The 21,443-nt window shown below is 71.7% G+C and carries 22 protein-coding genes; 7 read left to right on the plus strand and 15 right to left on the minus strand.

From position 1 onward, the window contains the following. Positions 1–52 precede the first annotated feature (52 nt). The 8 genes from AB0G84_RS10680 to AB0G84_RS10715 all read right to left on the minus strand — a co-directional run bounded on the left by AB0G84_RS10680 (position 53) and on the right by AB0G84_RS10715 (position 8,537). Positions 53–1,417, minus strand: a complete 1,365-nt coding sequence (locus AB0G84_RS10680) for an alpha/beta hydrolase (protein ID WP_361318315.1) — start codon at positions 1,415–1,417, stop codon at positions 53–55. Further along, positions 1,414–2,619: an alanine racemase gene (gene alr / locus AB0G84_RS10685; RefSeq protein WP_361318317.1), complete on the minus strand. Its 1,206-nt coding sequence runs from the start codon at positions 2,617–2,619 to the stop codon at positions 1,414–1,416. Before alr ends, AB0G84_RS10680 begins: the two co-directional genes overlap by 4 nt. A 59-nt stretch (positions 2,620–2,678) precedes the next feature. Next, a complete protein-coding gene (locus tag AB0G84_RS10690; RefSeq protein ID WP_361318319.1) occupies positions 2,679–3,488 on the minus strand; it encodes a L,D-transpeptidase in 810 nt (269 codons plus the stop codon). 259 nt (positions 3,489–3,747) lie between these two features. After that, positions 3,748–5,172: an NAD(P)H-hydrate dehydratase gene (locus tag AB0G84_RS10695; RefSeq protein ID WP_361318321.1), complete on the minus strand. Its 1,425-nt coding sequence runs from the start codon at positions 5,170–5,172 to the stop codon at positions 3,748–3,750. A gap of 11 nt (positions 5,173–5,183) precedes the next feature. Beyond that, positions 5,184–5,552: a holo-ACP synthase gene (locus AB0G84_RS10700; RefSeq protein WP_361318323.1), complete on the minus strand. Its 369-nt coding sequence runs from the start codon at positions 5,550–5,552 to the stop codon at positions 5,184–5,186. After that, positions 5,549–7,396: a glutamine--fructose-6-phosphate transaminase (isomerizing) gene (gene glmS / locus AB0G84_RS10705; protein ID WP_361318325.1), complete on the minus strand. Its 1,848-nt coding sequence runs from the start codon at positions 7,394–7,396 to the stop codon at positions 5,549–5,551. The genes AB0G84_RS10700 and glmS overlap by 4 nt, the downstream gene beginning before the upstream one ends. A gap of 59 nt (positions 7,397–7,455) precedes the next feature. Next, positions 7,456–7,662, minus strand: a complete 207-nt coding sequence (locus tag AB0G84_RS10710; protein ID WP_361318327.1) for a DUF397 domain-containing protein — start codon at positions 7,660–7,662, stop codon at positions 7,456–7,458. Continuing rightward, on the minus strand, positions 7,659–8,537 hold the full coding sequence (locus tag AB0G84_RS10715) for a helix-turn-helix transcriptional regulator (RefSeq protein WP_361318329.1): 879 nt from the start codon (positions 8,535–8,537) through the stop codon (positions 7,659–7,661). Before AB0G84_RS10715 ends, AB0G84_RS10710 begins: the two co-directional genes overlap by 4 nt. Before the next feature lie 211 nt (positions 8,538–8,748). Between AB0G84_RS10715 and AB0G84_RS10720 the strand changes: the two genes are divergently transcribed. The 4 genes from AB0G84_RS10720 (at position 8,749) to AB0G84_RS10735 (ending at position 11,764) form a co-directional block, all read left to right on the plus strand. Further along, positions 8,749–9,153 (plus strand): ATP-binding protein, encoded by a 405-nt coding sequence (locus AB0G84_RS10720; RefSeq protein ID WP_361318331.1) that lies wholly within the window; start codon positions 8,749–8,751, stop codon positions 9,151–9,153. After that, entirely contained in the window at positions 9,150–9,584 is a 435-nt protein-coding gene (locus AB0G84_RS10725; protein WP_361318333.1) for a hypothetical protein, read from the plus strand. Before AB0G84_RS10720 ends, AB0G84_RS10725 begins: the two co-directional genes overlap by 4 nt. A 195-nt stretch (positions 9,585–9,779) precedes the next feature. Further along, a complete protein-coding gene (gene hisS, locus AB0G84_RS10730; RefSeq protein ID WP_361318335.1) occupies positions 9,780–11,108 on the plus strand; it encodes a histidine--tRNA ligase in 1,329 nt (442 codons plus the stop codon). Between the two features lie 44 nt (positions 11,109–11,152). After that, entirely contained in the window at positions 11,153–11,764 is a 612-nt protein-coding gene (locus tag AB0G84_RS10735; protein ID WP_361318337.1) for a hypothetical protein, read from the plus strand. A 176-nt stretch (positions 11,765–11,940) separates the two neighbouring features. Here the strand turns inward: AB0G84_RS10735 and AB0G84_RS10740 are convergent, their stop codons facing one another. Further along, positions 11,941–12,231: a hypothetical protein gene (locus AB0G84_RS10740; RefSeq protein WP_361318339.1), complete on the minus strand. Its 291-nt coding sequence runs from the start codon at positions 12,229–12,231 to the stop codon at positions 11,941–11,943. A gap of 204 nt (positions 12,232–12,435) precedes the next feature. Between AB0G84_RS10740 and coaA the strand changes: the two genes are divergently transcribed. After that, entirely contained in the window at positions 12,436–13,425 is a 990-nt protein-coding gene (gene coaA, locus AB0G84_RS10745) for a type I pantothenate kinase (protein ID WP_361318341.1), read from the plus strand. A gap of 14 nt (positions 13,426–13,439) precedes the next feature. After that, positions 13,440–14,429, plus strand: coding sequence for a DUF389 domain-containing protein (locus AB0G84_RS10750; RefSeq protein WP_361318343.1), 990 nt, complete (start codon positions 13,440–13,442; stop codon positions 14,427–14,429). 27 nt (positions 14,430–14,456) lie between these two features. Here the strand turns inward: AB0G84_RS10750 and glmM are convergent, their stop codons facing one another. The 4 genes from glmM to AB0G84_RS10770 form a co-directional block, all read right to left on the minus strand. Next, positions 14,457–15,815, minus strand: a complete 1,359-nt coding sequence (gene glmM, locus AB0G84_RS10755) for a phosphoglucosamine mutase (protein ID WP_361318345.1) — start codon at positions 15,813–15,815, stop codon at positions 14,457–14,459. 137 nt (positions 15,816–15,952) lie between these two features. Next, entirely contained in the window at positions 15,953–16,462 is a 510-nt protein-coding gene (gene rpsI, locus AB0G84_RS10760; protein WP_361318347.1) for a 30S ribosomal protein S9, read from the minus strand. A 44-nt stretch (positions 16,463–16,506) separates the two neighbouring features. Next, positions 16,507–16,950 (minus strand): 50S ribosomal protein L13, encoded by a 444-nt coding sequence (gene rplM / locus AB0G84_RS10765; protein WP_361318349.1) that lies wholly within the window; start codon positions 16,948–16,950, stop codon positions 16,507–16,509. Positions 16,951–17,280: 330 nt separating this feature from the next. Further along, complete coding sequence (locus tag AB0G84_RS10770) at positions 17,281–18,915, minus strand: ATP-binding cassette domain-containing protein (protein ID WP_361318351.1); 1,635 nt, start codon at positions 18,913–18,915, stop codon at positions 17,281–17,283. A gap of 55 nt (positions 18,916–18,970) precedes the next feature. On the opposite strand from AB0G84_RS10770, the gene AB0G84_RS10775 reads away from it, so the two are divergent. Further along, the gene (locus AB0G84_RS10775) at positions 18,971–19,840 is read left to right on the plus strand and encodes a hypothetical protein (protein ID WP_361318353.1); all 870 of its coding nucleotides are present in this window, start codon (positions 18,971–18,973) and stop codon (positions 19,838–19,840) included. 60 nt (positions 19,841–19,900) lie between these two features. Here the strand turns inward: AB0G84_RS10775 and truA are convergent, their stop codons facing one another. Next, positions 19,901–20,764, minus strand: coding sequence for a tRNA pseudouridine(38-40) synthase TruA (gene truA / locus AB0G84_RS10780; protein ID WP_361318355.1), 864 nt, complete (start codon positions 20,762–20,764; stop codon positions 19,901–19,903). Between the two features lie 82 nt (positions 20,765–20,846). Beyond that, positions 20,847–21,332: a 50S ribosomal protein L17 gene (rplQ, locus tag AB0G84_RS10785; protein ID WP_361318357.1), complete on the minus strand. Its 486-nt coding sequence runs from the start codon at positions 21,330–21,332 to the stop codon at positions 20,847–20,849. Positions 21,333–21,443: the final 111 nt, after the last annotated feature.

The raw sequence follows: 21,443 nt of genomic DNA on the forward strand, positions 1-21,443 counted from the left end.
CGCCGGGCCGTCCGTTCCGCAGGCCCGGGCGCGCCGGGCCGTCCGTCCTCCCTCAGGCCCGGGCGTGCCGGGAGCCGCGGGCCACCGCGCCGGACCGCTCCACCAGCGACACCAGGTGCTCGTTGACCAGCTCAGGCCGCTCCAGCATCACCAGGTGCCCGGCGCCCGGGACGCACACCAGCTCCGCGTCCGGCAGCACCTCGGCGATGGTCCGGCTGTGCTCGGCGGGGGTGATCAGGTCGCTCTCCCCGGCCAGCACCAGCGAGGGCACCGCGTCGTAGGCCACCAGCGCCTCGGTCTTGTCGTGCACCGCGAACGCCGGGAAGAACTCGGCGACCACATCGATCGGGGTCCCCTCGATCAGCCGCTCGCCGAACCGCGCGATGCCCGGGTCGACGTCCTCTGGCGTCCCGAACGAGTAGCGCTTGATCAGCCCCGCGAACAGGTCGGCGGTGGCCTGCCGGCCCCGCTCGACCAGCTCCCGCTGCCAGCCCAGCGCCTTCAGCACCCCGGGGGCGAGCCAGTGGAAGGCCTTCATGCCCATCGAGGGCAGCCCGTAGGTGACCTCGCTGAGCTTCCCGGCGGAGGTGCCGATCAGAGCCACCCCGACCACCCGCTCCGCGACGTACTCGGGGAACTGGTCGGCCAGCGCCATCACCGTCATCCCGCCCATCGAGTGCCCCACCAGCACGATCGGGCCCTCGGGGACCGCGGCGTCCAGCACCGCCTTCAGGTCGCGGCCCAGCAGGTCGATGGTGACCGCCTCGGTCCCGTCGATCTGGCCGTGGCCGCGCGCGGAGCGGCCGTGGCTGCGCTGGTCCCAGTGGACCGTGCGCACCGTGCCGCGCAGCGCGGCGCGCTGGAAGTGCCAGGAGTCCTGGCTGAGGCAGTAGCCGTGGCTGAAGACCACGGTGGGCGCGGCCGCGGGCCGCCCCAGGGCCGCCGTCAGCCGCTTGCGCAGGGTGCCGTGGGCCTCCTGCGCGGCGCGGGCCGGCTTGCCGCGGGCCGGCCGGGCGGACCTGCCGTTCTTGCCGTGTTTGCCGTTCTTGCCGTGCTGGGCGGTCCGGCCGTCCCCGGCAGCCGGGCCGCCGGCCTCCGGCGCGTCCACCTCGTCGATCTCGTAGTACAGCTCGGTGCCGTCCTCGGCGACCGCAGCGCCGGACGTGCCGCGCAGCGTGCCGTACGGGCCGGCGGCGTCCAGCGCGAGCCGGGCCCGGCGGCGCATCCCGCGGCCGACCGTCATCCGCTCTATCGCCACGCCGGCCGCGGCGCCCGCCGCGACCACGCCGATCGCGGCGCCGGCGAAGCCCGCGTGCCGGCCCGCCTTGGCCCAGTTGTTCGCCGCGTCGGCCGCGACCTCGGCGACCTCCGTCGCGGCCTCGACCGCCTGCGCGGCGGCTTGCTTGCCCTCGGTCATGCGGTACCCCCCGTGAGCGCGGTGTCCTGCTCGACTGCTTCGGTCACCTCGGCTCCGCTCCGTATGTCGCTGTCCACATGGAGGCGGGGCACCCGGGTCCCGATCCTTGTGACGATCTCATACCCGATGGTCCCGGCCGCCTGCGCCCAGTCCTCCGCGGTCGGCTCACCGCGGTCCCCGGGGCCGAAGAGCACGACCGGATCGCCCGCCTCGGCGCTGTCCCCGTCGAGGTCGAGCACGAACTGGTCCATCGCGACCCGCCCGGCGACCGTCCGCCACCGGCCCGCGGCCAGCACCGGCCCGGTGCCGGAGGCGTGCCGCGGGATGCCGTCGGCGTAGCCGAGCGGGACCAGCGCGAGGGTGGTCTCCCCGGGCGTGGTGTACAGGTGCCCGTACGACACCCCGTGGCCGGCCGGCACCCGCTTGACCGACGCGAGCGAGGCCTCCAGGGTCATCGCCGGCCGCAGCCCCAGCTCCCGGGACGTGCCGAGCACGCGGGCCGGCGTGATGCCGTAGATGCCGATACCGGTCCTGACCAGGTCGTAGTGGGCCTCGGGGAGGGTGAGCGCGGCCGCGGTGTTGGCGATGTGCCGGACTTCGGGGCGCAGCCCGGCCGTCTCGGCGGTCTTCAGCGCCTCCTCGAAGGCGGTGAGCTGAGTGGTGATCGAGGGGTGACCGGGCTCGTCGGCGCAGGCGAAGTGCGACCAGACGCCGGTGACGGTCAGCGTGCCCTCGACCTCGGCGGCCCGGGCCTGGGCGGTCAGCTCCGCCCAGTCGTCGGGCGTACAGCCGCTGCGGCCCAGACCGGTGTCGATCTTGAGCTGGACGCGGGCCGCCCGGCCGCAGGCGCGGGCCGCCGCGGTCACCTCGCGCAGCGCCCACATCCCGCTCACCGCGACGTCGATGTCCTGCTCGATCGCGGTGCGCCAGGGCCCGCCCGGCGTCCACAGCCAGCACATCAGCCGCCCGGTGTCACCGGCCGCACGCAGCGCGAACGCCTCCTCGGGCAGCGCGGTGCCCAGCCAGTCCGCACCGGCCTCCCGGGCGGCGCGCCCGCAGCGCACCGCACCGTGTCCGTAGCCGTCGGACTTCACCACGGCCATCAGCTGCGCCTGGGGCGCGCGGGCCCGCAGGTGACGAACGTTCGCCCGCACGGCGGCGACGTCGATGGCGGCCCGGGCGCGCTTCGCTGTCTCGTTCACCCCCTCAGTGTTGCAGGCGATGCCGCGGCGCCCCGGGGGACGGGCGCGGAAAACCGCCCTCACTCGGTGGGTCTACGCCCCCAGACGTGCACCACGTCGTCCTTCCTCAGCAGCTCCCACAGGGCGCGGGCGACCGGCAGCGTGAGGTTGATGCAGCCGTGCGAGCCCGGGCCCTCGTAAAGGTCGTCGTAGACGCCGTGCAGCGCCTCCCCGCGGTCGAAGAACTGCGCGTACGGCATCGGGGTGTGGTACAGGTTCGAGACGTGGCTACGGCGCCGCAGGTAGATCCGGTACGTCCCGGTGCGGGTCTCCATCGACGGCCGGCCGGAGCGGATCGCCACCGGGTCGAAGATCACCCGCCCGCCCTGCTGCACCCACAACAGCTGCCGGTCCAGGTCCGCGCAGACGGTCCGCTCGGGACGCACCGGGCACCGGCCGGCGTGGTTGGGGTCCTTCCTGGCCCGCATCAGCCGCACCATCGCACCGGTCACCGGGCCCGCGAACCCGGTCGCCGGGGCGATCCGGTGGGCCTGCTGGAACCGTCGGATCGCCCGGCAGTCCCCCGCGCTCTGCTGCCCGTCCACCGCACGCCGCAGATAGCGCTCGGCCTGCCGCTGGTACGGCCCGGTGGACCGGCTGCAGCGCACGGCCGCGGCGCCCTGCGCGGCCTCGGCCCGCGGCAGGTACTCACGGTGCAGCGGCACCGTCGCCCCGGCCGTCCGCAGGGCGGCGCGCGGGAGGCCGGGGACCAGCGCGGGCGCCGTGTACGGGGCGGCCGACGGTACAGCGGACGGGGCGGCCGCCGCGGGCGGCCCGGCGAGGGGGAGCAGCGAGGCGCAGGCCAGCAGCGCCACAAGGGTGCGTTTCATGCCCTGACGCATGCCGTGGGCGCGGCCCGCCACGGCCCGCCCGGGACGAGGTTCGCCCTGGTGCCCGCGGCTTTCCCCCGCCGGGCGTAACGGCCGTACGGCAGCGGCGAGTCCGTCCCGGGCATGCCGTCCGGGCGGCAGCCGTCGGCCCGTGACGGGCGGGGCGCAGTCCAGCAGCCGTCTGCCGGTCACGGGCGGGGAACGGCCCGCGCATCAGCCGTCAGTCCGTCACGGGCGGGGCCGCCCGCCCCGACAGCCGTCAGTCCGTCACATCCCGCCAGGCGACGTCGAGATGGGCGGCGACCTCGGACGCGAGGATCGGCGCGCCGGCCGGCCCGGCCGCCCGGCGCGCCGCGAGGCCGTGCAGATACGCGCCGGCCGAGCCGGCGTCTCGGGCGGTGAGCCCGGCCGCGAGCAGCGAGCCGGTCACCCCCGACAGCACATCGCCGCTGCCCGCCGTCGCCAGCCAGCCGGTGCCCGTGGGGTTCACCCGGACCGGCCCATCCGCCCCGGCGACCAGCGTCGTCGAGCCCTTGAGCAGCGCGGTGGCGCCGTAGCGCGCCGCCAGCTCCCGCACCGACGCCAGCCGCGCCGCCTCGACCTCCTCCCGGCCGCGGCCGAGCAGCGCCGCCGCCTCCCCGGCGTGCGGGGTCAGCAGGGTCTCGGCGGTCCGCTCCCGGATCCGCTCCGGCGTCAGGAAGCGCAGCCCGTCCGCGTCCACCAGCACCGGCACCTCCGACGCCAGCACGTCCTCCAGCGCCCCGGACTCGTCGCCGAGACCGGGCCCGATCACCCACGCCTGCACCCGGCCCGCCTTACGGGGCGGCCCGGCGTGCACCAGCGTCTCGGGGAAGCGGGCCAGCACCGCGTCCGCGGCCGGCCCGACGTACCGCACCGCCCCCGCGCCACCGCGCAGCGCCCCGGCCACCGCCAGCACCGCGGCCCCCGGGTAGCGCGCCGACCCGGCGACCACACCGACCACCCCGCGCCGGTACTTGTCGCTCTCCGCCGTCGGCCGCGGCAGCAGCTCCGCCACGTCCGCGTGCTGCAGCGCCGCCACCTCGGCGCCGTCGGGCAGCGTCAGCCCGATGTCCACCAGCCGCAGCGCACCGGCCCGCTCCCGCGCCGGGTCGATCAGCAGCCCCGGCTTGTACGCACCGAAGGTCACCGTCACATCGGCCCGTACCGCCTCCCCGCTCACCTCGCCGCTGTCCGCGTCCACCCCGCTGGGCAGGTCGACCGCCAGCACCGGCGCCGACTCCCACGCGGCCCGGGCGAGTTGGGCGGCCGGCGGGCGCAGCCCACCGCGCCCGCCGATCCCCACGATCCCGTCCACGACCAGATCGGCCCGGGCGATGTCGCGCAGCGCATCGTCCGACACCCGCCCGCCGGCCCGGCGCAGCGCGGCCAGCCCGCCCGGATGGGCCCGTTCGGGCGAGAGCAGCGCCGCCACCACCCCGGCCCCGCGCCGGGCCAGCCGGGCACCGGCGTACAGCGCATCCCCGCCGTTGTCGCCGGAGCCCACCAGCAGCACCACCCGGGCGCCGTACACCCGGCCCAGCAACTCCCCGCAGGCGACGGCCAGTCCGGCCGCCGCCCGCTGCATCAGGGCCCCTTCGGGCAGCCGCGCCATGAGTTCCCGCTCGGCGGCCCGCACGGTCGATACGCTGTAGGCAGTCCTCATGCCGACCAGTGTCACCCCTCGGCGATCACCACGGCGGACGCCACCCCCGCGTCATGGCTCAGCGACACGTGCCACGCCCGCACCCCCAGCGCCTCGGCGCACCGCTCGACCGTGCCCCGCACCCGCAGCCGCGGCCGGCCGCTGTCCTCGACGTACACCTCGGCGTCCGTCCAGTGCAGCCCGGCCGGCGCACCCAGGGCCTTGGCCACCGCCTCCTTGGCCGCGAACCGCGCGGCCAGGGACGCGATACCGCGCCGCTCCCCGCTCGGCAGCATCAGCTCGGAGGGGATGAACAGCCGGTGCGCCAGCTCCGGCGTACGGTCCAGCGCGGCACCGAACCGGTCGATCTCGGCGACATCGATCCCGACCCCGATGATCACTCCACCGTCACCGACTTGGCGAGGTTGCGCGGCTGGTCGACCTCGTTGCCGCGGGCGGTGGCCAGCTCGCAGGCGAACACCTGCAGCGGGACGGTGGACACCAGCGGCTGCAGCAGCACCGGCGTCCGCGGGATCCACACCAGGTGATCCGCGTACGGCACCACCGCCTCGTCGCCCTCCTCGGCGATCACGATGGTGCGGGCGCCCCGGGCCCGGATCTCCTGGATATTGGAGACGATCTTGTCGTGCAGCACCGACCGCCCGCGCGGCGACGGCACCACCACGACGACCGGCAGATCGTCCTCGATCAGCGCGATCGGCCCGTGCTTGAGCTCACCGGCCGCGAACCCCTCCGCGTGCATGTACGCGAGCTCCTTGAGCTTCAGCGCGCCCTCCAGCGCCACCGGGTAGCCCACGTGCCGGCCCAGGAACAGCACGGTGTTCTTGTCGGCGAGCCCGCGGGCCAGCTCCCGTACCGGCTCCATCGTGCCCAGCACCTGCTCGACCTGGGTGCCGATGTGGGCGAGTTCGCGCACCACGGCCCGCACCTCGTCGCCCCACTTGGTGCCCCGCACCTGCGCGACGTACAGCGCCACCAGGTAGCAGGCGACCAGCTGGGTCAGGAACGCCTTGGTGGACGCCACCGCGACCTCGGGCCCGGCGTGGGTGTACAGCACCGCGTCCGACTCCCGCGGGATGGTCGACCCGTTCGTATTGCAGATGGCGAGCACCTTCGAGCCCTGCTCACGGGCGTGCCGCAGCGCCATCAGGGTGTCCATGGTCTCCCCGGACTGGCTGATGGCGATCACCAGCGTCCGCCGGTCCAGGATCGGATCGCGGTAGCGGAACTCGCTCGCCAGCTCCGTCTCGCACGGAATCCGCGTCCAGTGCTCGATCGCGTACTTGGCGATCATCCCCGCGTGGTACGCCGTCCCGCACGCCACGATGACGACCTTGTCGACCTCCCGCAGCACCTCCGGCGGGATCCGCACCTCGTCCAGGGACAGCACCCCCGAGGCGTCGATCCGCCCCAGCAGCGTGTCCGCGACGGCCTTCGGCTGCTCCGCGATCTCCTTCAACATGAAGTAGTCGTAGCCGCCCTTCTCGGCGGCCGAGGCGTCCCAGTCGACGTGGTACGCGCGGACCTCCGCGGGCGCACCGTCGAAATCGGTGACCGTCACCCCGTCCCGGCGCAGCTCCACGACCTGGTCCTGGCCCAGCTCGATCGCCTCCCGGGTGTGCGCGATGAACGCCGCCACATCGGAGGCCAGGAACGCCTCGCCCTCCCCGACGCCGACCACCAGCGGCGAGTTCCGGCGCGCCCCGACCACCACGTCCGGCTCGTCGGCGTGCACCGCAACCAGCGTGAAGGCGCCCTCCAGCCGCCGGCACACCTGACGCATCGCCTCGGCCGGCTCACCGCACGACGAGTACGACTCGGCGAGCAGGTGCGCCACCACCTCGGTGTCCGTCTCGGACGCCAATGCGTGCCCGCGCTCGGCGAGTTCGGCCCGCAGCTCGGCGAAGTTCTCGATGATGCCGTTGTGCACCACCGCCACCCGCCCGGCGTTGTCCAGGTGCGGATGGGCGTTGCCGTCGGTGGGCCCGCCATGGGTGGCCCAGCGGGTGTGCCCAATGCCGGTCGACCCCGTCGGCAGCGGACGGTCCGCCAGCTCCTTCTCCAGATTGGCGAGTTTGCCGGCCTTCTTGGCCGCGGCCAGCCCACCGTCGGCCAACACGGCGACACCCGCCGAGTCATAACCGCGGTACTCCAGCCGCCGCAGCCCGGCCAGCACGACGTCCAGGGCACTCTGCCCGCCCACATATCCCACGATTCCGCACATGGAGGCAGCCTACGCCGCGGGCCGTGAGGCACCCCGCGGCGTACGGCGCGTACGGCGGATCAGCGACCGAAACGGCCGCCCTTCAGCGCCGCAACGAACGCGGCCCACTCGGCGGGCCCGTGGAACTGCGTACCCGCGGCATGGTCCTTGCTGTCCCGCACGGCCCGACCGCCGTCGGCGGTGTGCGCAACCTCGACACAGTCCTGCTGGTCCCCCTGCGAGGCGCTGGACTTCTTGAATCGCGTGACGATTTCTCGGCTCTTCATTCTGCGTCATTCTCACTCTCGGGAAGTTTGGCCAGCTGGTCGCTCAGAAACGACAGAGTCTGCTTCGGCGTCAAAGCCGCCGACCTGAGCTCCTCGAACGCCTCGGCGTGCCTCACCATGTCGTCCAGTTCTTCGACAAAGACGGTGCTCGTGGTGCTGTCGAAGGCAACGGCCTCAGGTGCAGGTTCGGCACCAAAACTGAACATGACGAAGTGCGACGCCATATGGGCGGCCTGCCACTCCGAAAGCGGGAGCACCTGAAAGCTCACGTTCCGCCGCTGTGCGACGTCGATGAGGTGCAGCAGCTGGTCGCGATGCACCTCTGGCGAAGGCATAGGCGCGGTGACGACCGGTTCCCAGACGATGGCGGCGTAGCGTGCGCCACCCTCCTCGATCGTCTTCCTGCGCTCCAGCCGCCTCGCGATCGCCAGTTCCACGTCCTCAGGAGTAGAGGTTGTCAGGCCACCTTCGAGCAGTGCTTTGACGTACCCGTCTGTTTGCAACAGCCCCGGCAGGTAGAGCGGCTGCCATGTGCGGATGTACGTCGCGTCGGCTTCCAGAGTCACGAAGTCCGCGTACTCAGGGTTCAGCGCCCACGGGTAATTGACCCACCACCCACGCTTGTTGGAATCGCGGGCCAGCTGTTCAAGCTGACGGTAGACCTCCGGGTCCTCGACCCCGTACAGCTCCAGCAGCAGTCGGACATCGCCCGGCCGGGCCGTTACCTGCCCCGACTCGATCCGGCTGATCTTGGCTTTCGAACCCACGATGTGGTCGGCCGCATGCTGCTGATCGAGCTTCGCCGCCTCGCGATACTTCCTGAGCGCCCCACCGAGCCGCCTACTGCGCACAGTAGGGCGTCCACCTGCGGGCATGTCCCCTCCTCTTACCGCGTGTGACCAGTTTGCACGCCAACGGACGCTACACGCCAGGGAGATGGAGACTCGGAGTCGCGTGCAACTTTTCGCTCTCAAGGGAGTTGCGATACGCGACAGTTCCGCTCTAGCTTGGATTTCGCCACGAAGCGTCAGAGGCCATTGACGCTCCGTGATCAAGCCTCAGCCTGCCCACACCCTTGGGGGACCCATGTCCGGGCGCACCTGCATCACGAGGTTCCGGGTCCGCGCACGTTCCATCTCCGCCGTACGGCGGCACGTCACAGCGACCCTGACCGACTGGAAACTCGGCCTCCTCATCGAGGACGCCGTCCTCATCGCCAGCGAACTGACCACCAACGTCGTCCACCACGCCAAGGGCATGGGCGACTACTTCGAACTGTCCTTACGCCGCCGCGACGGGGTGCTCGCTCTGGAGGTGGCCGACTCCTACCGGTGGCGGATGCCCGAACTCCACAAGCCCGCCCCGGAGGACCTCTCCGGCCGCGGTCTGTTCCTCGTCGACGCGCTGTCCGACTCCTGGGGCGTACGGCCGCGCGACCCCGGCAAGACGGTCTGGGCCCACCTCGCGCTGCACCGCACCGAGCAGCCATGAGCATGCTCCACCGCCCCAACTCCCCCCTCCGGCACGCCTGGTGGTGCGAGTTCATCACCCGCACCCCGGCGCCTGACGGCAGCGGCGAAGAGGTCCTCGTACGGACCCGGTGCGCCGAGACCCCGACGCAGGCCATGGTGTGGATGCGCCTGGCCGTCCGCGTACTGCTGTCCGGCTTCGACCCGTACGACACCGAGCGGGCCTACCAGTGGCTCGACCACGGGCAGTGGGAGGCGGTGGCGCGGCTCAGGGCCGGCGAGCCGTACGCGTTCGTCGCCTCCGCAGGGTGGACCCGTGTCGAATGGTCGGCCCGCCGCGTGCTCCTCCTCCCCCTCGCCCACGCCGCGACCGGTCCGCCCCGGCCGTGCGCCGAACCGGCGCTCTGCGCGTGCACGGCCAGGGGGCACTGGTGCGGCGGTCACCACCGCTAGCGCCGGAAAGCGGTCGAGTCCGGTTGCACTCTGCGTACCGGATCGCCCGGCGCTGCCAGTGCTCCCCGCGACGACCGGCAGAACGGGACCATATCTCCGCGCGGGGATCACCTTCATCAGGCTGTTCGACTGGGCCGTCATGACACCGCTCGATGCGTTTTGCCTGCGGCACCCGGCTTCCGGGACTATGACGGCATGGCCTCGTTGAAGCAGTTTGAGCCCGCATCCGGCACCCGCGATTTCCTCGCCGCCGAGCATGAGAGGCGGGAACGCGCATTCGCGACAATCCGGGAAGTGTTCAGCCGCTATGGCTTTCACCCCCTGAAGACGCCCGCGTTCGAGCGGCTGGACGTCCTCACCGGCAAGTACGGCGACGAGGGCGACAAGCTGATCTTCAAGATCCTCCGGCGTGGTGAGCATGAGGCGACCGGCGAGGCTGATCTCGCTCTCCGCTATGACCTCACGGTGCCCCTGGCTCGCGCGGTGGCTGCCTACGGCAGCCAGCTGCCCTCCCCGTACAAGCGGTACGCCATCGATCCGGTGTGGCGGGCCGACCGGCCGGGCAAGGGACGGTTCCGCGAGTTCGTGCAGTGCGACCTGGACATCGTGGGCTCCTCCTCTCCGCTGTCCGACGCCGAAGTCGTCCTGGCCCTTCATGACGCTCTGGATGCACTCGGCGTACCGGAGTTCCGGTTCCTGCTGAACTCGCGGCACGTTCTGTTCGGTCTGCTGGAGGCATACAGCGTCCCCGCGGACCTGGGGTCCGGAGTGCTGATCACCCTCGACAAGCTCGACAAGCTGTCCCCGGCGGCTGTCGTCGAGGAGCTGGTTTCGGGCCGCGGCCTGTCGTCCGAGGTGGCGCAGGGCCTGGTGGATGACCTGACGTCGCCGGACGCAATGGAGCGGATCAGGGGTGAGCTGAAGTCCAGCGAGGTCGGTCAGACGGGCCTGGCTGAGGTGGATCGGCTGCTGGAGCTGACCAAGGACGCCATCCCCGCCGAGCGGATCGGCTTCGCGCCAAACCTCGTCCGCGGCCTCGACTACTACACGGGGATCATCTTCGAGGTCGTGGCGCCGGGGATGCCGGGGTCGATCGCCTCCGGCGGCCGGTACGACGGCCTCATCGCGCGGCTCGGCGGCAAGGACTCCCCGGCCTGCGGTGGCTCGCTGGGCATTGAGCGCATCCTGCCGCTGCTGGAGCAGGGCGAGGTGGGGGGCTACTCGCAGATCGATGTGGCTGTCACGGTCATGGGCGAGGACCTGTCTGCGGACAGTTTCCGATTGGCGGCCGAAATCCGCCGTGCCGGTGTTCGAACTGGCGTTTACCTCGGGTCGAGTGGGAAGTTCGCCAAGCAGATGAAGTGGGCCAGCGACCAGGGAGCCCGCTTCTGCGTGATCTACGGCCAGTCAGAGCGCGATGCGGGCACGGTCACGCTGCGGGACATGGACAGCGGCGAGCAGGTCCAGGTGCCGCTTGATCAGGCCGCCGCGGAACTCGCGCGGCGGTGCGCACCATCCAGTTGACGCGCAGCGGACCCATTCCGCTGCCGACCTTCGAGGAGTAGCGGATGGGAACGCAAGGCGATCGGATCTTCCAGATCACGGCTGAGCGGGGGTTCCCGGACCCCTGGCTCAGCTTCGGAGATTCACTGTGCGATGAGGCAGCACTCAGTACGGAGTTAACACGGGCGATCAGCAAGGCCCGCAAGGAACCGACGGCTGGGGCGCCCACCGAGGTCACCCGGGTCTTCCAGGCGAAGAAGGCGAACCTGCGCCGCTGCGCCGGGATCCTCGACCAGGTGCTGGGCGACTACGACGCCTCGGGTATGTGGACGGTCCTTGACGAACGGGCCGGCAGGCTCAACGTTGCGGACGTACTAGAGACCTGGGGCCGTACCCAGGCGCTGCACCCGTTCCCCGTGGTGCTCAAGAGCCTGGAGTTCAACTGGGGTTATATGAAGGAGCACGGCGTCCGGGCGTTCTACGAGATGACCCGCGGCTACGTCTCGGGGCTCCAGGAGAACACCGAGCGGTGGCACGACGCGTGGCGCGTTGAGACCGACACCGGCGCGGTCGATCGGATCACGTCCATCGAGTGCGACCTGGCCAGCATCGAGGCGCCGATGCACTGCGACGTGTGCAAGAAGACGATCACCGCGCTGCTCTACCTCGACGAGTAGCCCACGGCGCCCGACGTGCGCCACTGACCTGACGCGCTGTGCCCCGCTCCAAGGCATCGGAGCGGGGGTACAGCACCGCGGGGACTAGTGCAGGTGGAACGTGCCGTCACGGGCGCCGAACGCGAACGCCTCCCGCGATAGGGAGCCGGACACCGGTTGACGGTCTCCAACTCCCCTCAATACCCCTGCGCTATCCGGTGGTGCGCCTCGCGCACCGTCTCCAGGAACTCCTCGTCGACCTCGGTGTCCGCGCCGATGCCGGCAGCCGGCTCATAGCGCTCCAGGAAGTCCGCGAGGTCCTCGCCGAGGTCCTCCGCCAGGTTCTCGTCCGGCAGTTCCTCGGCCAGCTCGGCGTACATCCGCGCGGCGAAGCCGTCCGACGCGGCGGCCACCTCACGGCCGTCGCCCGTGCCGATGTGCCTCCCCCGGCCCTGCTTCCGCAGCAGACCGGCCATTCCCGTTCGCACTGCTACCCCCTGTCTCGTGCTGTCTCGTACGCGGCCCTCCTGTGGGCCGCTCCCCGCGCTGACCGTACCGGGCAAAACAACTCGGGTACAGACAGCCAGGTAGTGAAGCACCCAAAGCGCGCCCCTGCGTCCATCCGAGCGCCCCTGCGACGCAGGCTGACACCCCGAGATGAACGGCGGATGACGGCTGCGGACAATGGGCCCGTGCCCTTGACGACCGATCCGCAGCAACGACGCCGCGCCGACGGCTCGCCGTACGTCGACCTGACCCGTGCGCAATGGAGCGCCCTCAGGGAGAAGACCCCGCTGCCCCTGACGGCCGAGGAGGTCGAACGGCTGCGTGGGCTGGGCGACGTCATCGACCTCGACGAGGTCCGCGATGTCTACCTGCCGCTCTCCCGCCTGCTCAACCTCTACGTGGGCGCGAGCAGCAGCCTGCGCGGCGCGCTGAACACCTTCCTGGGCGACGCGGGCGGCGGCCAGGGATCCCAGCCCGGCACCCCGTTCGTCATCGGGGTCGCCGGCAGCGTGGCGGTCGGCAAGTCCACCACCGCCCGGCTGCTACAGGCGCTGCTGGCCCGCTGGCCGGAACACCCCCGCGTCGAGCTGATCACCACCGACGGGTTCCTCTTCCCCAACGCCGAGCTGCACCGGCGCGGGCTGATGTCCCGCAAGGGCTTCCCCGAGTCCTACGACCGCCGGGCCCTGACCCGCTTCGTCGCCGATGTGAAGTCCGGCAAGGCCGAGGTCACCGCCCCGGTCTACTCCCACCTGATCTACGACATCGTGCCCGGCGAGCGGCTCACCGTGCACCGCCCCGACATCCTCATCGTCGAGGGCCTCAACGTCCTGCAGCCCGCACTGCCCGGCAAGGACGGCCGCACCCGCCTCGGCCTCGCGGACTTCTTCGACTTCTCGGTCTACGTCGACGCCCGCACCGAGGACATCGAGCAGTGGTACCTCGGCCGCTTCCGCAAGCTGCGCGAGACCGCCTTCCAGAACCCGTTCTCGTACTTCCGCAAGTACACCCAGGTCTCGGAGGAGGAGGCGCTGGACTACGCCCGGATGATGTGGCGGACCATCAACAAGCCCAACCTCCAGCAGAATGTGGCCCCCACCCGCGGCCGCGCGAACCTGGTGCTCCGCAAGGGGCCGGACCACAAGGTGCAGCGGCTGTCGCTGCGGAAGCTGTAAGGAGCCGCCCCACCGTGCTGCATCTTCGACTGATGGTGCCCGCCGACCGTACGGACGAGGTCGTCGAACTGCTGGAGACCACCGTCGGTACGACGCATCTGGCGGTGCTGAGCGGGGCCGCCCGCGACCCGCAGGGCGATGTCGTGCTGTGCGACGTGGCCCGGGAGGCCGGTGACGGGCTGCTGGCCCGGCTGCGGGAGCTGGGCCTGGACCGGACCGGTGCGATCGCCATCGAGCACATCGATCTGTCGCTGTCACTGCGGGCGCAGCGGGCGGAGGACGAGGCACCCGGGGAGGGCGCGGACGCCGTCCTGTGGGAGTCGCTGACCGACGCCACCCACGAGGAGTCCACCCTCTCCGTCACCTACCTGGCGTTCCTCACCCTCGCCACGATGATCGCGGCCTGCGGTGTGGTCCTGGACAACGCGATCCTGATCGTCGGTGCGATGGCGGTGGGCCCGGAGTTCGGGCCGCTGGCCGGGATCTGCACCGCGCTGGTCCAGCGGGCCCCGCGGCTGGCCTGGCGCTCGCTGACGGCGCTGCTCGTGGGGTTCGCGGTGGCGATGGCGGTCACCGTCGGCTTCAGCCTGTTCATGGACGCGGTCGGACTCTTCCACGTCGAGGCGCTGGAGGCCCCCCGGCCGAACACCAACTTCATCTACCGGCCCGACTGGTTCTCCTTCGTCGTCGCGGTGCTCGCCGGCATGGCCGGGGTGCTCTCGCTGACCTCCGCCAAATCGGGTGCGCTGGTGGGCGTGGCGATCTCGGTGACCACCGTCCCGGCCGCCGCCAACGCCGCGGTCGCCCTCGCCTACCAGGCGTACGGCCAGGCCTGGAGCTCCATGGAGCAGTTGCTGCTCAACCTCGCGGGCATCGTGCTCGCGGGCACGCTGACACTGGCCACGCAGAAGCTGCTGTGGGCCCGGCACACGACGGGCCCGGCCGCCCGTCGGCCGTCGCCGCGGGGGACCGGGCCCGAAGACCGTCCGAAGGGCGCGGCCTAACAGGAGGCGCGCCCCGGGTGCTGTCGCCTAGCCCAGCGCGGACTTCACCACATCCGCGAGGCGCTCCGCCACGGACCGGGCCTGCTCGATGTCCGCGGCCTCCACCATGACGCGGACCAGCGGCTCGGTGCCGGACGGCCGCAGCAGCACCCGGCCGGTGGCGCCCAGCTCCCGCTCCGCCTCGGCCACCGCGGCGGTCAGCTCGGGCGAGCTGCCGACCCGCGCCTTGTCGACGTCGGGAACGTTGACCAGGATCTGCGGCAGCCGCTCCATCACGCCCGCCAGCTCGCCGAGCGAACGGCCGGTGACGGCGACCCGGGCCGCCAGCATCAGGCCGGTCAGCGTGCCGTCCCCGGTGGTGGCGTGGTCGAGGACGATGACGTGCCCGGACTGCTCGCCGCCCAGCGCGAAGCCGTGCGCCTTCATCTCCTCCAGGACGTAGCGGTCACCGACCGCGGTCTGCACAAGCTCGATGCCCTCGCGCTCCATGGCCAGCTTGAAGCCCAGGTTGGACATGACGGTGGCCACCACGGTGTTCTTGCGCAGCGCCCCCGCCTCGCGCATGCCCAGCGCGAGCACCGCCAGGATCTGGTCGCCGTCGACCTCGTTGCCGTCCCGGTCCACCGCCAGGCAGCGGTCGGCGTCACCGTCGTGCGCCACGCCCAGGTCGGCGCCGTGCTCCACGACCGCCGCGCGCAGCTGGGCGAGGTGGGTGGAGCCGCAGCCGTCGTTGATGTTGAGGCCGTCGGGGTCGGTGCCGAGGGTGATGACGTCGGCGCCGGCCCGGGCGAACGCCTCGGGCGAGACCCGCGCCGCCGCGCCGTGCGCACCGTCGATGACGATCTTCAGCCCGTCCAGGCGGTTGGGCAGCACGCCCACCAGGTGCGCGACGTAGTTGTCGAAGCCCTCGTCGTAGACGGTGACCCGGCCCACGCCGGCGCCGGTCGGCCGGTCCCACGGCTCACCGGAGGCGTGCGCCCGGTAGGTCTCCTCGATCCGGTCCTCCAGCTCGTCGGCGAGCTTGTGACCGCCGCGGGCGAAGAACTTGATGCCGTTGTCGGGCATCGGGTTGTGGCTGGCGGAGAGCATCACACCGAGGTCGGCACCCAGCGACCCGGTCAGATAGGCCACCGCCGGGGTCGGCAGCACCCCCACCCGCAGCACGTCCACTCCGGCACTGGCCAGCCCGGCGACGACCGCGGCCTCCAGGAACTCCCCGGACGCACGGGGATCGCGCCCGACGACCGCCACCGGGCGGTGCCCTTCGAAGGTGCCCGCTTCGGCCAGTACGTGCGCCGCCGCGACCGACAGACCGAGCGCCAGCTCCGCCGTCAGGTCCGCATTGGCTACGCCGCGCACACCGTCCGTACCGAAGAGTCGTCCCACTGGTGTCCTCCGAGTTGTCGAGCTGTGACCAGGGCCTTGAATCCAGGTATACGCCCCTGGTCCCGGATAGCCGAACGCCCCGGCAGCACGGAGTGCCACCGGGGCGTTCGCCAGAGCTGCATGGCTGCAGCGCGAGATCAGCGCTTGCTGTACTGCGGCGCCTTACGGGCCTTCTTCAGACCGGCCTTCTTGCGCTCGACCGCACGGTCGTCACGCTTGAGGAACCCGGCCTTCTTCAGCGCGGGGCGGTTGTTGTCGACGTCCGCCTCGTTCAGCGCACGGGCAACGCCCAGGCGCAGCGCACCGGCCTGGCCGGAGATGCCGCCGCCGGCGATGCGGGCGATGACGTCGTAACGACCGTCCAGCTCGAGCACCTTGAAGGGCTCGTTGACTTCCTGCTGGTGCACCTTGTTGGGGAAGTAGCCCTCAAGGGTGCGACCGTTGATCTTCCACTGGCCGGTGCCCGGAACGATCCGGACGCGGGCGATGGCGTTCTTGCGACGACCCAGGCCGGCGGCCGGCTGCGGGTCGCCGAAACGGGACGCGAGGGACTCGGAGGTGTACTCCGACTCCACGACCTCGGTCTCGGTGGTGTACTCCTCGACCTCAACCTCGTCCAGCGGGGTCTCGGGGGTGGTCTCAGCCACGATGCTCCTTAAGAATTCTCTGTCGTCTTAGGGGGTGGCCGGACTTACTGCGCGACCTGGGTGATCTCGAACGGGACCGGCTGCTGCGCAGCGTGCGGGTGCTCAGCGCCCGCGTAGACCTTCAGCTTCGAGAGCATCTGACGGCCGAGGGTGTTCTTGGGGAGCATGCCCTTGATGGCCTTCTCGACGGCCTTCTCCGGGTTCTTGTCCAGCAGCTCGTCGTAGCGGACGGAGCGCAGACCACCCGGGAAACCGGAGTGACGGTAGGCCATCTTCTGGGTGCGCTTGTTGCCGGACAGGTGCACCTTGTCGGCGTTGACGATGATGACGAAGTCACCGGTGTCGACGTGCGGGGCGTACACGGGCTTGTGCTTACCCCGCAGGAGGGATGCGGCCTGGCTGGCCAGACGGCCCAGGACAACGTCCTGCGCGTCAATGATGTGCCACTGGCGCTGGACATCGCCGGGCTTGGGGCTGAACGTACGCACGTCTTAGCCTTCGCTTCTTTGGTGAATGGGTCCTGTACTGGTCACCACAGCCGATCACACAGCAGGGCGGCACTACGGGTGACGCAACCCGATCGTCCGCCGCTGGTCATCGGTCCGGTGGACCGGCGTAAGGGCCCCTCACGTGAGATAGAGCAAGCCAATACGCATAACGAACCAGCAGAATACCGGGCCGTCCCCAGCGGGGTCAAAACGCCCCCCGGGCCGCGCCCCGGCCCCGCCCCACCGCTCCCCGGCGCGGTCCTCGTCCATTGTCCCCCGCAGCCCGCCGCCGGCACCACCGGCCGCGGACTCCCGCCTACCGGACATCCCTCAGCGCTGCCGCTCGACCCTCCGCTCGTCCCACACCGGCTCCGGCGTCTCCCGGACCACCCCGTCCGCCCCGAACACCAGGAACCGGTCGAAGGACCGGGCGAACCAGCGGTCGTGCGTCACCGCCAGCACCGTCCCGTCGAACGCCTCCAGCCCCTCCTGGAGGGCCTCGGCCGACTCCAGGTCCAGGTTGTCGGTCGGCTCGTCCAGCAGCAGGGCGGTGCACCCCGACAGCTCCAGCAGGAGGATCTGGAACCGGGCCTGCTGGCCGCCGGAGAGCCGGTCGAAGTGCTGGTCGGCCTGCTTCTCCAGTTCGTAGCGGCGCAGCGCGGACATCGCCTGGCCCTTGTCCTTGGCATGCTCGGTCCACAGCACGTCGAGCAGGGTGCGCCCCAGCAACTCGGGGTGGGCATGGGTCTGCGCGAAGTGACCGGGCACCACCCGGGCGCCCAGCTTCCAGCTGCCCGCGTGCTCCACCGGACGGTCCGCGTCGCCCGCCAGCAGCCGCAGGAAGTGCGACTTGCCCGACCCGTTGGAGCCGAGGACGGCGACCCGCTCGCCGTAGAAGACCTCCAGCGAGAACGGCCGCATCAGCCCGGTCAGCTCCAGGTCCTCGCAGGTCACCGCGCGGACGCCGGTACGTCCGCCGCGCAGCCGCATGGTGATCTCCTGCTCCCGCGGCGGCTCCGGCGGCGGCCCGGCCTCCTCGAACTTCCGCAGCCGGGTCTGCGCGGCCTGGTACCGGGAAGCGATGCCGTCGTTGTACATCGCCTTCTGCTTCAGATACCTGACCAGGTCCTTGAGCTTCGCGTGCTGCTCGTCCCAGCGCCGGCGCAGCTCCTCGAAGCGGGCGAAGCGCTCCTTGCGCGCCTGGTGGTAGGTGCCGAAGCCGCCGCCGTGCACCCAGACGTCGGAGCCCGCCGGGCCCGGCTCCACGCTGACGATCTTCTCCGAGGCCCGGGACAGCAGCTCCCGGTCGTGGGAGACGAACAGCACCGTCTTACGGGTCTGCCGCAGCTGCTCCTCCAGCCAGCGCTTGCCGGGGACGTCCAGATAGTTGTCCGGCTCGTCCAGCAGCAGCACCTCGTCCGTGCCGCGTAGCAGCGACTCCAGGACCAGGCGCTTCTGCTCACCGCCGGACAGCGTGCGCACCTGCCGCCACTGCGCCTTCTCGTACGGCGTCCCCAGCGCGGCCATGGTGCACATGTCCCAGACCGTCTCGGCCTCGTAGCCCCGCGCCTCCGCCCAGTCGCTGAGCGCCTGCGCATACGCCATCTGCGCCGTCTCGTCGTCGCCGTCGGCCGTCATCAGGGCCAGCTCGGCGGCGTCCACCGCGGCCGCCGCCTCCCGGATCCGCGGCTGGGCGACCGACACCAGCAGATCCCGCACCGTGCGGTCGTCCCGTACGGACCCCACGAACTGCGGCATCACCCCCAGCCCGCCGCTGACCGTCACCGACCCGCCGTGCGGCTGGAGCTCTCCGGCGATCAGCCGCAGCAGGGTGGTCTTGCCCGCGCCGTTGGCTCCCACCAGCGCGACCGAGGCCCCCTCCCCCACCCGGAAGGACACGTCCCCCAGCAGGACCCGCCCGTCCGGCAGGTAGTACTCCAGGTGTCCGGCTTCGAGATGTCCCATGGGCGGATTGTGACCGGCCACCACGCGTTCCACCAACCGGATTAGGATGCGCGCCATGAGTTTTGGGCAAGGCGGGCCCTTCGACGGCCCCGGGGGTTCTTCTTCCACTCCGGACTGGGACGCGCTCGCGGACGAGAGCGAGACCCGGGCCCGGCGCAAGCGCTGGCTGTGGATCGGCGGCGGTGCGCTGGCGGCCCTCGCGGTGGCGGGCATCGTCACCGCCGCCGTCATCTCCGGCGGCGGCTCCCCCGGCGGCGGTCCGACGGCCACCGCCACCGCGTCCGAGCAGGCCGCCCAGCCGGACGACAAGCCGTCCTTCCCCGACGTCTCGGTGCCGCCCCCGCCCAACCCCGCGGACTACATCTCCGACCCCAAGAAGGACACCGCGCCGCTCACCCCCGCCACCCTCTTCCCGCAGAAGACGATGGTCGTCGGCGAGCACAGCTACCCGCGCACCAAGTCCGACAGCACCAAGGACTGCACGGCCGGCGCGCAGGGCGCCCTGGTCTCCTCGCTCTCCCACAACGGCTGCAAGCAGCTGCTGCGCGTCACGTACGCCAAGGGCGGCGTCGCGGTCACCATCGGCGTCGCGGTCTTCCCCTCGCCCGCCCAGGCCACCAAGGTCATGAACGAGGCCCGGACCAACCTCAAGCCGCTGCCCGGCGGCGGCGTCCCCTCGGACTTCTGCCAGGGCCACAAGTGCCGGATGGCCACCAACGCCACTGGCCGCTATGCCTACTTCACCATCGCCGGCTACCTCAACGGCAAGGACGTGGTCGCGTCCGAGACCAAGGCCCAGCAGATCGCCCGGGACGGCGGTTCCTTCGCCTTCAGCCAGATCACCCAGCGCGGCAAGGACCAGGCGGCGAAGGCCGCCGAGCGTCAGCTGAAGGAGGCCCAGAAGAAGGCCGGCCAGGCGTCCTGACCCCTGCGGTGGCGCCCTCCTTGGGACGGCGCCACCCCGGCTCCCGGGCGCGGGGGCCGCTCAGCAGCAGCCGGCGCCGGTGGACGCCCCGAGCGTCCGCCGGTTCCGCGCCTCCTTGTTGCGCGCCGCCAGCAGCGCATCGGCCGGGTAGCCGACCTCCTCCAGCGTCAGCCCGTGCGGCCGGACGACATGGACCGCGGAGTCCCGCACGCCGGCCGCCAGCACCTTGCCCGGCCACTCCGGCGGCCGGTGCCCGTCGCCGACGAACAGCAGCGCGCCGATCAGCGAGCGCACCATGTTGTGGCAGAAGGCGTCCGCCCGCACGGTCGCCGTGATGATCCCGTCCTCGCCCCGCACCAGGCTCAGCTCCTGGAGGGTGCGGATGGTGGTGGCGCCCTCCCGCTTCTTGCAGTACGCGGCGAAGTCGTGCTCCCCGAGCAGCGGCCGGGCCGCCTCGTTCATGGCGGCCACGTCGAGCGGCCAGTCGTGCCAGAGCACATGGCCGCGCAGCAGCGGGTCCACGCCCCCATGGTGGTCGGTCACCCGGTACGCGTACCGCCGCCAGATCGCCGAGAAGCGCGCGTTGAAGCCCTCGGGCGCCTCGGCCACCGACCACACCCGGACGTCCTTCGGCAGCCGTCCGGCCAGCCGCTTGAGCAGCTTCTCCCGGTGCTCGGCCCAGAGCTCCGCCGGCAGGTCCACGTGCGCCACCTGGCCGCGGGCGTGCACCCCGGCATCGGTCCGCCCGGCCACCGTCAGCTCGTGGGTCTCCCGCGACCGCGTCACCGTGCGCAGCGCGTCCTCGATCTCCCCCTGGACCGTCCGCTGCCCCCGGGCCTGCTTGGCCCAGCCCGAGAAGTCCTTGCCGTCGTAGGAAAGGTCCAGCCGCACCCGGACGTACCCGGGCTCCACCTCGTCACTCACGTCACACATCCTCTCAGGCTCGCGGCAACGCGAAGCGGGCCCGCCCCCGAAGGGACGGACCCGCTCACAGCCGGGCAGTGCCTCAGGCGTCCTTGGACTCCTCGGCGGGCGCCTCGGTGGCCTCGGCGGGAGCCTCGGCCGCGGCCTCGGACTCCTTCACCGCGCGCTTGGTCGCGGCCTCGGCCTCAGCGACGGTCGCCTTCTTGGCGATCTCGCCCTCGACCAGCTCGATGACCGCCATCGGGGCGTTGTCGCCACGACGGTTACCGATCTTGGTGATGCGGGTGTAGCCACCCGGACGCTCCGCGAACCGCGGCGCGATCTCCGTGAAGAGCGTGTGCACGACGCTCTTGTCCGAGATCAGCTGCATGACCTGACGGCGGTTGTGAAGGTCGCCCTTCTTCGCCTTGGTCACCAGACGCTCCGCGTACGGACGCAGACGACGGGCCTTGGCCTCGGTCGTCGTGATGCGGCCGTGCTCGAAGAGGCTGGTCGCCAGGTTGCGCAGCATCAGGCGCTCGTGCGCAGCGCTGCCGCCCAGACGGGCACCCTTGGCGGGCTTCGGCATGGTGTTTCTCCTTCTTTGCTGCACCGGCCGTATCAGGTACCGGTGTCAGTTCCCGTGAGGCGGCCGCCCCCCGGAAGATTCACACGGCTGGGGCCCGGGGCGATGCCCCGG

Origin of the sequence: Streptomyces sp. NPDC020742 (assembly GCF_040641675.1) — a bacterium.
In the GTDB taxonomy this organism is placed as follows: domain Bacteria; phylum Actinomycetota; class Actinomycetes; order Streptomycetales; family Streptomycetaceae; genus Streptomyces.

Coding starts and splice junctions, on each gene's coding strand:
- AB0G84_RS10735 (WP_361318337.1), top strand. CDS start 11,153: ATGGGAACGCAAGGCGATCGGATCTTCCAGATCACGGCTGAGCGGGGG.
- AB0G84_RS10690 (WP_361318319.1), bottom strand. CDS start 3,488: ATGAAACGCACCCTTGTGGCGCTGCTGGCCTGCGCCTCGCTGCTCCCC.
- AB0G84_RS10720 (WP_361318331.1), top strand. CDS start 8,749: ATGTCCGGGCGCACCTGCATCACGAGGTTCCGGGTCCGCGCACGTTCC.
- AB0G84_RS10710 (WP_361318327.1), bottom strand. CDS start 7,662: ATGAAGAGCCGAGAAATCGTCACGCGATTCAAGAAGTCCAGCGCCTCG.
- rplQ (WP_361318357.1), bottom strand. CDS start 21,332: ATGCCGAAGCCCGCCAAGGGTGCCCGTCTGGGCGGCAGCGCTGCGCAC.
- AB0G84_RS10775 (WP_361318353.1), top strand. CDS start 18,971: ATGAGTTTTGGGCAAGGCGGGCCCTTCGACGGCCCCGGGGGTTCTTCT.
- AB0G84_RS10680 (WP_361318315.1), bottom strand. CDS start 1,417: ATGACCGAGGGCAAGCAAGCCGCCGCGCAGGCGGTCGAGGCCGCGACG.
- hisS (WP_361318335.1), top strand. CDS start 9,780: ATGGCCTCGTTGAAGCAGTTTGAGCCCGCATCCGGCACCCGCGATTTC.
- AB0G84_RS10715 (WP_361318329.1), bottom strand. CDS start 8,537: ATGCCCGCAGGTGGACGCCCTACTGTGCGCAGTAGGCGGCTCGGTGGG.
- AB0G84_RS10695 (WP_361318321.1), bottom strand. CDS start 5,172: ATGAGGACTGCCTACAGCGTATCGACCGTGCGGGCCGCCGAGCGGGAA.
- AB0G84_RS10725 (WP_361318333.1), top strand. CDS start 9,150: ATGAGCATGCTCCACCGCCCCAACTCCCCCCTCCGGCACGCCTGGTGG.
- AB0G84_RS10770 (WP_361318351.1), bottom strand. CDS start 18,915: ATGGGACATCTCGAAGCCGGACACCTGGAGTACTACCTGCCGGACGGG.
- glmS (WP_361318325.1), bottom strand. CDS start 7,396: ATGTGCGGAATCGTGGGATATGTGGGCGGGCAGAGTGCCCTGGACGTC.